This window comes from Mucilaginibacter corticis, assembly GCF_007558865.1.
GTDB classification, from domain to species: Bacteria; Bacteroidota; Bacteroidia; order Sphingobacteriales; family Sphingobacteriaceae; genus Mucilaginibacter; species Mucilaginibacter corticis.
The window spans coordinates 339,998-352,785 of record NZ_VLPK01000003.1; the positions used below are offsets into that span (position 1 = coordinate 339,998).

The following is a 12,788-nucleotide window of genomic DNA, read 5'->3' on the forward strand; positions in this document are numbered from 1 at the left end:
AGGCACAAAGTATTGTGTCTCTACATTAACATTATCTTTATCCGCCAATTGTAGCCATAGATTCATGCACGCCGGTCTTTTCAACTCTTAAACGCTCAGCTTCCCAACCATCTACGGGCCTGTTACTAAAAGCTTTCAGTAATTCCTGCTCTATCTTTCCATCACTCGCGCCCGACCGCATCAGATCTTTAATATTTAGCACACCATCATCATACAAGCAATTTTTTAAAGTCCCCTGTGGCGTTACCCTGATACGGTTACAACTGCCGCAAAACGTACGCGAATAAGCGGCAATTATACCCACTGTACCTTTATGCCCGGGGACGTGATAATTATATGATGTGGAGTAAAGCGGATCAACCAATTTGGTGATCGTTGGATAATGTGCTTCTATTTCGTTCAGTATCCGTACATGATCCCACTGTAAACCATTGTAAACATGGCCATCGCCATTAAAAGGCATCTCTTCAATAAAGCGGACACTAACAGGCAGATCCTTTGTCAATTCGACCATGGGGATAATATCCTGCGTGTTTTTGCCGTCCATTACTACCGCGTTAATTTTTATTTCGATGTTGTGCTTTAATAACTCATCAAGGGTGTTCATCACATTGGCAAACTCATCACGGCGCGTAATTGTAAAAAAACGATTAGCGTCTAACGTATCCAGGCTTAAGTTGACTGAACTAACGCCCAATGCTTTCATTTCGGCTACATGGGGCGCTGTCAGAACTCCGTTGGTGGTCATGGTTAACTCTTTTAAACCATTTAACTTTGAAAGTCCTGTTAGCAACTGCATGATATCCTTGCGTACAAATGGCTCGCCGCCGGTAATGCGGATCCTTTCAATACCCATGTGTACCAACAAGCCGCAAATCCGCAGCATTTCGTCATTACTCATCAGCTCTGTGCGCGACAGCCAGTTCAAACCGTCCTCGGGCATACAGTAAAAGCAGCGCAGGTTGCACCTGTCTGTTACCGCAAGACGCATGTAATTTATTACCCGGCCGTGATTATCTGTCAGCAATTATATCCCTTATTAGAAACCATAAAGTTAACACAACAATGTGTTATTTGATTGTAATAAGATGGACTGACTACACAGAAAACTTAAAGGTAGTGAAGGTATTATACACCTCGCCGGGTTTTAGCACAGTTGACGGAAATTGCGGCTGGTTCGGCGAATCAGGAAAGTGTTGTGTTTCTAAAGCGAATGATGTTTGCCTGTCATCCTTAGCATTACCCCTGATGATGTTGGTTCCCGGGGTAAAATTGGCTGTGTATAGCTGCATACCGGGCTGGTCTGTAAAAACCTCCATCTTTATCCCGGTTTTATCACCAATGGCCGTGGCTACATGTACTTCCTTACTATGCTGATTCAGCACAAAGTTATGGTCATAACCATTAGCGTTTTTCAACTGTTCGTTATCATGGTTAATCCTTGTACCAATTTTTTCAGGTTGAGTAAAATCAAATGGAGTGTCTTTTACTGTTGCTATATCGCCGGTAGGGATCATAGTTTCATTGATCGGCGTATAGCCATCCGCATTTATTTGCAATGAATGATCCAGAATATCGCCATTGCCCTCACCATTCAGGTTGATATAGGCATGGTTGGTTAGGTTAATGATAGTAGTTTTATCAGTAGTAGCCTGGTAGGCTATCGTCAGCGCGTTATCATCAGTAAGTGTGTAGGTTACTTTAACATTTAATTTACCGGGGTAGCCTTCTTCCATATCCGCAGAAAAGAGAGTTAGCACCATAGTTTGCGCATCGGTTTGCTCCGCATCCCAAACTTTAACACTGAAGTTATCTTTACCGCCGTGCAAACTGTTCGGGCCGTTGTTTATAGCTAAATTATATTCTGTACCGTCTAAAGTAAACTTACCCTTAGCTATACGGTTGGCATACCTGCCCACTACCGCGCCATAATAGCATTCCTGTTTTAATAAACCTTCAATGGTATCAAAACCAACTATTACGCTGGTTAAATCGCCTGCCTTGTCCGGCACCCAGGCGCCAACTAAATAAGCGCCATAGTTGGTAACAGCCACCTGCATTCCTGCTTTATTGGTAAGTGTATAGAGTTGAATCTGTTTACCATCTATTATTGTATGGTAAGCAGCAGTATTGGGTATAGTTGCAGCAGTTGGATTGTAAGCCATCGAATTAAATTAAAACATATCTTTTTCTACAACCGCGCTCTCGCAGATGTAGGTTGGTACTATACCGGTTGTGGTGATCCTGTTATCTACCTCATGGGCCAATGTATTGCCCGACAATACCAATACCGTATCTAAACCAAACTTATTACCGCCTAAAATATCGGTATGCAGGGTATCGCCCACCATTACAATATCTTTTTTGCTGATGGGGCGATAATCCCGGATCAGATCATAAGCAAACATGAATATTTGCGAATCGGGTTTACCAAAACGGATAAATTTTTTGCCAACCACAATCTCCATCATTGTTGCAAGGCCGCCAATAGCTATGGATACTTCAGATACCGTTACCGGGTATGCATTATCTGTATTTGCCACAATTGCGGGTATTGTACGCCTGCGCAATACATTCACAGCAATATTCAGATCGTTACGCCAGTCGAAACCCTCATCATCTAAAAATATAACCGCGTTAATTTTATCAATATTGGTACTGTTTACCTGGCTGATGGGTATGGTATGCAGACCTAAACTTTCAATGTAATGCGCAGAATCTTCGGTACCCAGGTAAGCTACTATCCCACCCTCCACTTTAAGATCAAGGTATTCTTTGGTCAGCATCCCTGATGAGATGATCCTGTCGGGAGTTATGGCGTGCAAGCCTTTTTTATGGTACGAATCGGCCAACTGCGCCGGGCTGCGTGAAGCATCATTTGTCACAATGTAGTATTCCTTATTTTGTTCCTTCAAATAATCAAAGGTTTTACCTATACCCGGTACAAGGCCCTCATAATTTTTTAGTACGCCAAACGCATCAAAAAAGATAACATCATACTTGTCAATTATGGTTTTAAAGTTATCGATACGTTTCATGCAGCTATAATGGTTTTATTTATTTCAAATTTAAAGTTCTGATGATCTTTTCGGCATCAAAATCCCTGTCTACCGATGGCAGGTATAGCTCAAATGCCTCGCTTTGCAGTTTTTTGGCGTATTGTTCGTTAAAAAAGTATTTACCGTCTTTAATAACATAATTAAGGATAAAGAAACGGTAGGCTTCTTTCAAGAACCTGATCTCATTAGCAGTTAAAGGATTTACCTGGTGATATTCTTCGAGGAATAAAATAAAACGGTCTTCCATCAGCGTGTTTATTCCGTAACTAAATACCGTACGGTCGCCGATATCTGATACTACCCTGCTTAAAAAATAAAAATCAAGGATCCGGTAGCTCATCCTGAACCAGTCATAATCCCAGCGCGAATACAGATTCATGTTACTGTCAACCGAAAAATTACCAATGTTCCAGTCAATAAAAACCGGGATGATCTCGAAAGCGCTCATGGTATATTTAGAGCGGTTACGCAAGAATGTTTCGCAATGGTATTTCAGGAAATCAACCTGCATAGCGGTACCAAATCTTTTTTCATTAATTTCTAACTGGTGCAGCAACGAATAAATATCCGTACGCAATGTCTTGGACGATTTTGGCAGTACATTCTTTATCCGTGAACAAGCCTTGTGGAACTTACCTACCTGCTGACCCAGCTTGCGGATATGATCTTCTTCTAACCGGCGGGGCATACGATCAAAGATTCGGGTAGGGTTATAAAACACAACCCAGGCGTCCACTTTACGGTGTTTGTAATGGTGGATATATACCCTGTTATTTTTTAATAATGATTTGGCAAGAAAGTTCTCAAACGGGTAAAGCAGGTTGTTTGACAAACTGTGTATAATGCGATGATCTTCTTTAAAATGCTCGTACTTACCAAAATAAGATAGCTTGGCTATAATAATATCATCATCATCAAAGGTTATCTTGAATACACGATTGGTTGAAACCATCGCACTGATATCTTCAATTTTATTTATCTTTTTTGAAGCATCATATCCTTCCCACGCAGCTTTAATAATTATAGAATAGTCCATTCGGTTTATATATTCAAAGGACCGCAAAGATATAACACAAATGATTTAATAAGGCTGATTTTTTAATTTATACTATTTAACAGGAAGTGCAAAAGCCACGTAAGCATCGCCCGACGGCACGCCCAGTTTGCCGCCGCCACACGCTATTACCAGGTATTGTTTGCCGTTTAGCAGATATACACTTGGTGTAGCGAAACCCGCCGCCGGCAGTTTGGCTTCCCATAATTGCTTGCCATTCCATTTATCAAATGCGCGGATCTTTGCATCTTTTGTAGCCGCGATAAACACAAGCCCGCCTGCTGTAACCACCGGGCCGCCATAGTTTTCTGTACCTGTTATAGGCACGTTCTTATCTTTTAAACGTTCTTCTTCGCCTAACGGGATTTTCCAGGCTATTTTGCCTGTGTTTAGATTAATAGCATTTAAAGTACCCCAGGGCGGTGATATGGCAGGCAAGCCTTCGGAAGTTAAGAATTTGTTATACCCTGTCATTTCATAAGGCAGATCAAGGTAGGGATCAAGCGGTGCCGGGCTGGTTAATTTGCGCTGCCCTTCTTTTTCGTCGCCGGTAATAAAAGCTACAATGGCTTCACGCTCCTGCAATGAAACATCCTTAAACGACGGCATCATTCTGCGGCCTGTTTCCAGTAGTGTTAATATCTGATCTTTGTTGTATTTTTTTTCGATGTTTATTAATGACGGATAATTACCTGATCCTTTCCTGTCTTGCCCATGGCAAGCCATACAATTTTTGGCAAACAAGCGTTCGCCGGCAGCGGCAAAAGTTTCTATTTTATCCGGTGGTTTAACAGCATCAACCATGGTGAGTATCCAAGGCATTTCATTAGCATTGATATAAATTAAACCCGTTTGCGGATCATATGCAGGGCCGCCCCACTCCGCGCCACCGTCAAAACCCGGAAATATCACCGACGGAATCTTTCCCGGCGGCAAAAACATGCTACCGTTGCGATAACCTTTTAACCGGCTCAATACTTCGGCTTTTGATTGCTCGGATATATAAGGGTTGATATCATTATCCGTAAAACTTTGCCTTACATAAGGCTGTGGCAATGTCGGGATGGGCTGCGTTGGCCATGGTTTTTCGCCATCCAGTTCGCTGACTGTCGGTACCGGCTTTTCATGAACAGGGTACAACGGTATACCTGTCACCCTATCCAGAATAAATAAAAATCCATGTTTAGTTGGCTGGGCCACAGCATCAATAGCCTTACCCTTTCTTTTTATGGTGACCAATGCCGGCGCGGCAGGCAGGTCCTTGTCCCACATATCATGATGGATCACCTGGTAATGCCATTTTAATTTACCTGTAGCAGCATCTAAAGCCAGCAGAGTATTTGCAAAAAGGCCTGAACCTAACCGTTTACCACCGTAAAAATCAAAAGACGCCGAGCCGGTGGGCGCATACAGTATCCCGCGCTTCTCGTCCATACTAAAACCTGTCCAGCAATTAGCACCGCCGATATGTTTCCACGCGTCTTTATCTTCCCAGGTATCGTAGCCATACTCTCCGGGATGAGGCACGGTGTGGAAGATCCAGCGTCGTTTACCTGTGCGCACATCAAAAGCCCTAATACTACCGGGGGCAGCGTTGGCGCTTTCGTTAACACGGCCACCAACAATATAAAGATCCTTGTAAATTATTCCCGGTGATGTACCGGCAATGTACCATGTCTTGTTACTCAATTCCAGGTCATCATGCAGGTCTATCCAGCCTCCTTTACCAAAGTCTTTTTCCAGTTCGCCGGTTTCTGCATTAACCTCATAAATGTTCGAACCGGCGCCGTATAATATTCTTTTATCATTCCCGCTTTGCCAATAAGTAACACCGCGGCTGTTGTTAACACCCAGGTTGGTATTAGGGGGCAAATAATTTTCAGGGTTAAATAACCACTTTTGTTTACCAGTTTCCGCATCCAGCGCTATCAACCGTAATCGTGGCGTAACTCCATATAGTATTCCATCAACAATTACTGGATTACATTGAATTTGAGACGAACCTTTAACATCAGCATCTTCTGTGTGGTGAATCCACGCCACCTGTAATTGGCTAACATTGCTTGTGTTTACCTGCTTTAACGAAGAGTAACGGATGGATTTTTTTGACCCGCCATATACCGGCCAGCCTGTATTTTGATCGGTTTGCGCCTTTATTTCACCCGAAATAAAAAGCATAGCAATAACTAACAAACAGGCAGCAGCCTTTTGAATAAAATGCATTTAAGTACGGGTTATATTTTGGTTTATATTATTTCAAAATACCTTTTCAGCTCCCAGTCTGTTACACTTTTGGCGTATTGCTTACACTCCCATAAACGGGTTTTTGTAAAATGGTCAACAAAATCTGCACCTAATATTTCTTTGGCAATGGCCGACTGCTGCATATCTACCGTAGCCTCGTACAAGTTAGGCTGTATTTTTCCGTTTGCCGAATTTTGATAACCGTTACCAATAGTTTGCGGGATATCCAAACTCAATTTATTTTTTATCCCGTACAATCCCGAAGCCAGCGCCGCAGCCATTGCAAGATACGGATTGGTATCCGCGCCCGGTATACGGGTTTCTAAACGGGTATATCCTTTTGCCGAGTTTATTACCCTGAAAGCTACCGTCCTGTTCTCTACAGCCCAGGTAATGGTTGTTGGTGCCCATGCACCTTCTATCAACCGTTTGTAGCTGTTTATGGTCGGCGCGTACATAGGCAATATATGCGGCAGGCAGTATAATTGCCCGGCCAGGTATTGTTTATGCAGTTCGCTCATTTTATTGGCGTCAGTGCCATCATAAAACAAGTTGTTAACATGCTCTTTATCCCATAAGCTTTGATGGATATGGCCACCGCATCCCGGCAAGCTCTCGTTCCATTTGGCCATAAATGTGGCTGTTATGCCGTGTTTATAAGCAATTTCTTTAATAGCTGTTTTCAATAGTACTGCCCTATCCGCCGCTTCAATTACGTGCGAGTGCAGTATAGCAGCTTCATAAACACCTGGGCCTGTTTCCGTATGAAAACCTTCCAACGGGATATTAAATTGTGTTAACAGATCAACTATATCCCTGCAAAAATCACTATTCTCTGAAGTGCGTAATATCGAATAACCAAACATCCCAGGGGTAAGCGGCTCTAAATTGGTAAAGCTTTTGGCTTGCAACGTTTGGGGTGTCTCTTTAAAATTGAACCATTCAAATTCCTGCGCAAATTCGGGATGATAACCCATTGCCTCGCATTGTTTGGTAACGCGCTTTAACAAACTGCGCGGACAGGCTTCCAAACCATTACCATCAACATCGCTAAAATCGCCTAAAAAGAAAGGTAAATTATCCTGCCATGGCACGGTGCGGAATGTAGACAGATCAATATGACAGGGTTTATCCGGGTAACCGGTATGCCAGCCTGTTAATTGTACACTATCATAACAAACATCACTGCTATCCCAGCCAAAAACCACATCGCAAAATCCATAACCACTTTGCAAGCCATCAAGAAACTTTTTTGAATGAATAACCTTTCCACGTAATACGCCATCAATGTCTGCAAAGGCAAATTTTATCTTTTGTATGTTATTTTCTTGTATATATGCTGTAATTTGATGCTCGTTCATGGTATAGGTAAATTATCATCCCAATATTAAGCAAGATAGCTAACCTAACCTAAAATTTATATTTAAAAATGATAAATGATTTGTTATTTGTGTATGGTTCACTGTTAAGCGCTGATAATGAATTTGCAAACTATCTAAGCCAGAATGCCACTTTTTATGGTGACGGCAAGTTTAAAGGTAGATTATACGATATGGGCAAATATCCCGGGGCTGTATTAAGTAATGATCAAGCTTACGACATTTCAGGATCTATCGTAAGGTTAAAGAATCTTGAACAAGTACTAAAGGTATTGGACGATTATGAAGGATTTGGAGAGGACCAGGAACAGCCAAATTTATTTATAAGAGATTTGTTACCGGTTATAACATCGGATGAGCCTGTTAATTGCTGGGTCTATTTATATAATCTTTCGGTTAACGGACTTATGGAGATCAAATCAGGAAATTATATAAATTATTTGAAATCGCATTAAACATAATGTCATTGCGAACGAGCCCACCTGCAGGTGGGCAGGGAACGAGTGTGGCAATCTCTATATGTCAAGCGGATAACTATCGGGCAGAGATTGCCACGCTATCGCTCGCAATGATAACTTATATATATACAAAAAAAGCGATGGGTTTAAAACCCATCGCTTTTTGATTAATATCTATTAGCTAAAATTAAACTTTAGCTGTTTTTACAGTTTTGATGATAACTGCAGCTACTTTGTATGGATCGGCAGCAGAGTTAGGACGACGATCTTCTAAGTAACCGCTCCAGTTGTGGTCAACTGCGTAAAGAGGGATGCGGATAGAAGCGCCACGGTCAGATACGCCATAGCTAAAGTCGTGGATTGAAGCTGTTTCGTGTTTACCGGTTAAGCGTTGATCGTTATCAGCACCATAAACAGCGATACACTCAGCAACTGCAGGACGGAAAGCCTCGCAAACTGCTTTAAATTTAGCTTCGCTGTTAGCAGTACGTAATAATGTATTTGAGAAGTTAGCGTGCATACCTGAACCATTCCAGTCTAATTGACCCAATGGTTTGCAATGCCAGTTAACAGCAACGCCATAGCTTTCGCCTATTCTTTCTAACAAATAACGTGCAACCCAGATCTGGTCACCAGCTTCTTTAGCGCCTTTAGCAAAGATCTGGAATTCCCATTGTCCGGCAGCAACTTCTGCGTTAATACCTTCAACGTTTAAGCCCGCTTCTAAACAAACGTCCAAGTGTTCTTCAACAATTTCACGACCGAAAGCATTGTTAGCACCTACAGAGCAGTAGTAAGGGCCTTGCGGACCTGGGTAACCACCTGCCGGGAAACCAAGAGGTTTATCGGTTTTTGGATCCCAAAGGAAGTATTCCTGCTCAAAACCAAACCAAAAATCATTGTCATCATCCTGGATTAGTGCACGGCCGTTTGACTCGTGTGGTTGTCCTTTTGAATCCAGTACTTCGCACATTACCAGGTAAGCGCTTTTTCTTTGCGGATCTGGAACCACAAATACCGGTTTTAAAATACAATCTGAAGAACCACCTGGTGCCTGCTCGGTTGACGAGCCGTCAAAGCTCCAATTGTCTAAATCTTCTACTTTTCCGCTAAATTCTTTAACGATTTTTGTTTTGCTTCGAAGGCTTTGAGTTGGTTTGTATCCATCAAGCCAGATGTACTCGAGTTTTGTTGCCATGTTGTTTAATTATTTATAAAAGTTGATTCCAGATTTGTAATTAATCGCAACGATTAAGTTTATGCAAGCAAATTTATATTAATAATTCTATTTTTTGCAATTTTTACCAAAAAAAGATAAAAAAAATGAAAATTGTCGTTAAAAAACTATTCATCATTGTTAAAAAAGGCAAAATATTGCAATAAAAAATATAATTATTGCCATTTTACCAATTTCTTCAAAATTTTATTTCTTAAACAATCATTTATATAATTAGAGCCCGGTATATCATAACTTAAAATTATTATCCTACGGTAAAGCATTTTACTGATACTTAATGCTATTTTAACAATGCACCGACACTATTTTATAATTTTTTATTAAAATTGCACGCAATTTATATCCTCTCATCAAATCAAAATAATACTATATGAAAATAACAGTTGTTGGTGCCGGAGCTGTTGGCGCTACTTGTGCGGATAACATCGCCAGAAAAGAATTAGCCGAAGAACTTATTTTATTAGACATTCGTGAAGGCTTTGCCGAAGGTAAGGCTATTGACATGATGCAAACCTCTGCCCTGTTAGAGTTTGATACCAAAATAAAAGGCGTTACCAATGATTATGCTGCCACTGCTGATTCTGAAGTGGTGATCATCACCTCAGGCCTGCCACGTAAACCGGGCATGACCCGCGAGGAACTGATTGGTGTAAACGCAGGTATTGTAAAAAGCGTTACCGAAAATATTTTAAAACATTCGCCAAATACCATCATCATCGTGGTTTCAAACCCGATGGATACCATGAACTACCTTACACTGAAAACTTCAGGCCTGCCTAAAAACCGTATTATTGGTATGGGTGGCGCTTTGGACTCTGCAAGGTTTAAATATTACCTGAGCCAGGAACTTGGCTGTTCGCCTGCTGATCTGAACGCCGTTGTTATTGGCGGACACGGTGATACTACTATGATCCCATTAATTCAGCACGCTACCTGGAACAGCATACCTGTTACCCAGTTTTTAAGCCCAGAGCAGCAAGACAAAATAGTTAAAGCTACTATGGTTGGCGGTGCTACTTTGACCGGCTTGATCGGTACATCAGCATGGTACGCACCGGGCGCAGGCACTGCGTTTATGGTTGAGGCTATAGTACGCGATCAGAAAAAACTGATCTCATGCGGGGTGGCTTTAGACGGCGAGTACGGCCAGAAAGACATTTCGCTGGTAGTGCCGGTTATCCTGGGCAAAAACGGTTGGGAGAAAATCGTAGACTTTAAATTATCAGGCGATGAGCAGGCCAGCTTTAACAAGAGCGCTGATGCCGTTCGTGCTATGAACCAGGTTTTAGCAGACAGCAACCTGATCTAATAAACCTGTCAGGAAACAAAAAAGGGCTTCGGAGAAAAACCGAAGCCCTTTTTTGTTAGTTATAATGGCCGCGAACCCAATGACGGCCGCCATAAGGGCCAACATCATAATGTCCGGGTACCCAGCCCGCGCGATGCGTTCTTACCACACATGAGCTAAAGCTTGCTGCCATGAGCAAGAGTAAAGCCAAACTTTTTAATGATTTCATAATGATAGATATTTTAAGTTTTTCTATCATTTCTGACTCCGCAAATTATCGTTGGTTTAATTTTAAGTGATAAAACGGATAGGATGCGGCTTTGCTTATAAATTTTTCAACCGGCGTTGCCGGCGTATCTCGTCAGGGTCTACCTTGTAGGGCATAAGCGCTATTTGAGTTATATAGGTAGCAGGCAAGTTGGCATCCTTTGCCAGCTTTAATATTTTGGCGTGATACCAGTCATAAGGCAATAAATGCGTGATAATGGCATGCGGTTGTGTCACAAAAACTTCGGCATGGTATATATTATCATTCAGGTCGAAGCATAAAGCAGGCTCGAGTTTTAAAACCGAACTCCACATCGGGTCATAAAAATCAGAGCGTTCTTCGTCGTCCAGTTCAATTAAAAGCCCCCAAACTACTGCATCCTGCTCAAATGACTTTACCACATTAGCTTTTGCCGACTCATCCTCGCCGGCACTGTTAAAAACAAAACTATATCCCGGTAATTTGGCAACACCTATATTGTGGGCAGATGGAACGGTCTTTTTAAACTTCTCCACATTCATGTTGCCGGCATAAGCAAATAGTATCATAATTTATAAGTATTGGCTTATAAATTAACGCACGGGGATAGGTATTGTTATGAAAAAAAGCATTTAATCCGGTTAAGATAAATTCAAGTCCACCTTCTTTCCTGTCTTAACTGCAAGATATATCGCATCGATGATCTTCAGGTCTTTTACCGCTTCATTACCATCAACAGGCACCGGCGGTTGTGCACCGTTAAATAAAATATCGGCAAAGGCATCCATTTGTACGGTTTGATGAGTAGTAACCGGCTGATCAAGTTCGCCTTTAAAAGTGCGTCCTTTTATTGGCCCGTAGCCTGTAGATGGCTGCATTTCGGCCCAACCCTTTTGGCCGTTCAGATAAAATTTATCTAAGTTGTTCTGACTATAGGTTGATAAGCACGAGGCCGTCGCCCCGCTCGGGAAACCGAACTGGAACTGTATGGTTTCGTCCACTCCTTCTTTAAACTTTACGGGGTCGGTTTTGGTTTCTTGCGCGGTTACCCAAATAGGTTCCTCGCCGGTCATGTAGCGAGAGCCGTTAATGGCATAGATCCCGATGTCCATTAAAGAGCCGCCACCTGCCAGTTCTTTATTTAGACGCCACTGTGTAGGGTCGCCTATTTCAAAACCGCACAGACCTTGAAAAAATAAGATCTTTCCAAATTCCCCCGCCTTACGCATCCGGATAATCTCTAATGTATGCGGTTCAAAATGCATGCGATAACCTACCAGCAACTTCACCCCTGCCGCATTACAGGCATCCACCATGGCCTGCCCCTGTTTAGCATTAAGTGCCATTGGTTTTTCACAGATAACATGTTTGCCTGCTTTTGCTACCGCCAGGGCCATATCATGGTGCAAACCATTGGGCGTTGTTATATATACCGCGTCAATATCGGGGTTGTTCTTTATCTCATGATAGGTTTGATAGTTATAGCAATTTTTAGCGGGGATATTAAAACTGTCCTGCCAATCCGTTAGTTTTTTAGGCGTACCACTTATGGCACCCACCAGTTTAGCTTTGGTACAGTATTGCATAGCACCTGCAACGCGGGTACCATAGCCACCCAAACCCATAATGGCTACACGCAGCACCTTGCCGTCATATGGCTGATGCGATGCATTTTTATCATTGGCCCAGACATGAACAGTACCCAATTGCAGGGCCACCGCAGATACCCCTAATTTCTGCAGAAAATCGCGACGTGAATTCATAATTGACAATGCTTATAATCAATTAAATGTAGTCATTTTTAAATAATTAACATTTTCAA

The 12,788-nt window shown here is 42.1% G+C and carries 12 protein-coding genes; 2 read left to right on the top strand and 10 right to left on the bottom strand.

Annotation, left to right across the window (positions count from 1 at the left end; genetic code table 11):
• Nucleotides 1-37: 37 nt before the first annotated feature.
• The 6 genes from moaA to FO440_RS16845 form a co-directional block, all read right to left on the bottom strand.
• A complete protein-coding gene (gene moaA, locus FO440_RS16820) occupies nucleotides 38-1,027 on the bottom strand; it encodes a GTP 3',8-cyclase MoaA (protein WP_144249446.1) in 990 nt (329 codons plus the stop codon).
• A gap of 70 nt (nucleotides 1,028-1,097) precedes the next feature.
• Entirely contained in the window at nucleotides 1,098-2,165 is a 1,068-nt protein-coding gene (locus FO440_RS16825; RefSeq protein WP_144249447.1) for an aldose epimerase family protein, read from the bottom strand.
• A gap of 9 nt (nucleotides 2,166-2,174) precedes the next feature.
• Entirely contained in the window at nucleotides 2,175-3,038 is an 864-nt protein-coding gene (locus tag FO440_RS16830; protein WP_144249448.1) for an HAD-IIA family hydrolase, read from the bottom strand.
• 19 nt (nucleotides 3,039-3,057) lie between these two features.
• Nucleotides 3,058-4,095, bottom strand: a complete 1,038-nt coding sequence (locus tag FO440_RS16835) for a hypothetical protein (protein ID WP_222104006.1) — start codon at nucleotides 4,093-4,095, stop codon at nucleotides 3,058-3,060.
• A 72-nt stretch (nucleotides 4,096-4,167) separates the two neighbouring features.
• Nucleotides 4,168-6,336, bottom strand: a complete 2,169-nt coding sequence (locus FO440_RS16840) for an outer membrane protein assembly factor BamB family protein (RefSeq protein ID WP_222104007.1) — start codon at nucleotides 6,334-6,336, stop codon at nucleotides 4,168-4,170.
• Nucleotides 6,337-6,359: 23 nt separating this feature from the next.
• Nucleotides 6,360-7,718, bottom strand: coding sequence for a glutamine synthetase family protein (locus tag FO440_RS16845; protein ID WP_144249449.1), 1,359 nt, complete (start codon nucleotides 7,716-7,718; stop codon nucleotides 6,360-6,362).
• Between the two features lie 68 nt (nucleotides 7,719-7,786).
• On the opposite strand from FO440_RS16845, the gene FO440_RS16850 reads away from it, so the two are divergent.
• Nucleotides 7,787-8,191, top strand: a complete 405-nt coding sequence (locus tag FO440_RS16850; RefSeq protein WP_144249450.1) for a gamma-glutamylcyclotransferase family protein — start codon at nucleotides 7,787-7,789, stop codon at nucleotides 8,189-8,191.
• A gap of 190 nt (nucleotides 8,192-8,381) precedes the next feature.
• On the opposite strand, the gene FO440_RS16855 is transcribed toward FO440_RS16850, so the two are convergent.
• Entirely contained in the window at nucleotides 8,382-9,392 is a 1,011-nt protein-coding gene (locus FO440_RS16855; protein ID WP_144249451.1) for a glutamine synthetase beta-grasp domain-containing protein, read from the bottom strand.
• Nucleotides 9,393-9,801: 409 nt separating this feature from the next.
• Between FO440_RS16855 and mdh the strand changes: the two genes are divergently transcribed.
• Entirely contained in the window at nucleotides 9,802-10,740 is a 939-nt protein-coding gene (gene mdh / locus FO440_RS16860) for a malate dehydrogenase (RefSeq protein WP_144249452.1), read from the top strand.
• A gap of 55 nt (nucleotides 10,741-10,795) precedes the next feature.
• Here the strand turns inward: mdh and FO440_RS24525 are convergent, their stop codons facing one another.
• The 3 genes from FO440_RS24525 to FO440_RS16870 form a co-directional block, all read right to left on the bottom strand.
• A complete protein-coding gene (locus FO440_RS24525; protein ID WP_186292709.1) occupies nucleotides 10,796-10,948 on the bottom strand; it encodes a hypothetical protein in 153 nt (50 codons plus the stop codon).
• Nucleotides 10,949-11,043: 95 nt separating this feature from the next.
• Nucleotides 11,044-11,535, bottom strand: coding sequence for a gamma-glutamylcyclotransferase family protein (locus FO440_RS16865; RefSeq protein WP_144249453.1), 492 nt, complete (start codon nucleotides 11,533-11,535; stop codon nucleotides 11,044-11,046).
• Nucleotides 11,536-11,607: 72 nt separating this feature from the next.
• Nucleotides 11,608-12,729, bottom strand: coding sequence for a Gfo/Idh/MocA family protein (locus tag FO440_RS16870; RefSeq protein WP_144249454.1), 1,122 nt, complete (start codon nucleotides 12,727-12,729; stop codon nucleotides 11,608-11,610).
• Nucleotides 12,730-12,788: the final 59 nt, after the last annotated feature.

Bases quoted from the DNA above. Each gene is read 5' to 3' on its own strand.
- FO440_RS16855 (WP_144249451.1), bottom strand. From the start codon at position 9,392: ATGGCAACAAAACTCGAGTACATCTGGCTTGATGGATACAAACCAACT.
- FO440_RS16840 (WP_222104007.1), bottom strand. From the start codon at position 6,336: ATGCATTTTATTCAAAAGGCTGCTGCCTGTTTGTTAGTTATTGCTATG.
- FO440_RS16865 (WP_144249453.1), bottom strand. From the start codon at position 11,535: ATGATACTATTTGCTTATGCCGGCAACATGAATGTGGAGAAGTTTAAA.
- FO440_RS16850 (WP_144249450.1), top strand. From the start codon at position 7,787: ATGATAAATGATTTGTTATTTGTGTATGGTTCACTGTTAAGCGCTGAT.
- FO440_RS24525 (WP_186292709.1), bottom strand. From the start codon at position 10,948: ATGAAATCATTAAAAAGTTTGGCTTTACTCTTGCTCATGGCAGCAAGC.
- FO440_RS16870 (WP_144249454.1), bottom strand. From the start codon at position 12,729: ATGAATTCACGTCGCGATTTTCTGCAGAAATTAGGGGTATCTGCGGTG.
- FO440_RS16830 (WP_144249448.1), bottom strand. From the start codon at position 3,038: ATGAAACGTATCGATAACTTTAAAACCATAATTGACAAGTATGATGTT.
- mdh (WP_144249452.1), top strand. From the start codon at position 9,802: ATGAAAATAACAGTTGTTGGTGCCGGAGCTGTTGGCGCTACTTGTGCG.
- FO440_RS16845 (WP_144249449.1), bottom strand. From the start codon at position 7,718: ATGAACGAGCATCAAATTACAGCATATATACAAGAAAATAACATACAA.
- FO440_RS16825 (WP_144249447.1), bottom strand. From the start codon at position 2,165: ATGGCTTACAATCCAACTGCTGCAACTATACCCAATACTGCTGCTTAC.
- FO440_RS16835 (WP_222104006.1), bottom strand. From the start codon at position 4,095: ATGGACTATTCTATAATTATTAAAGCTGCGTGGGAAGGATATGATGCT.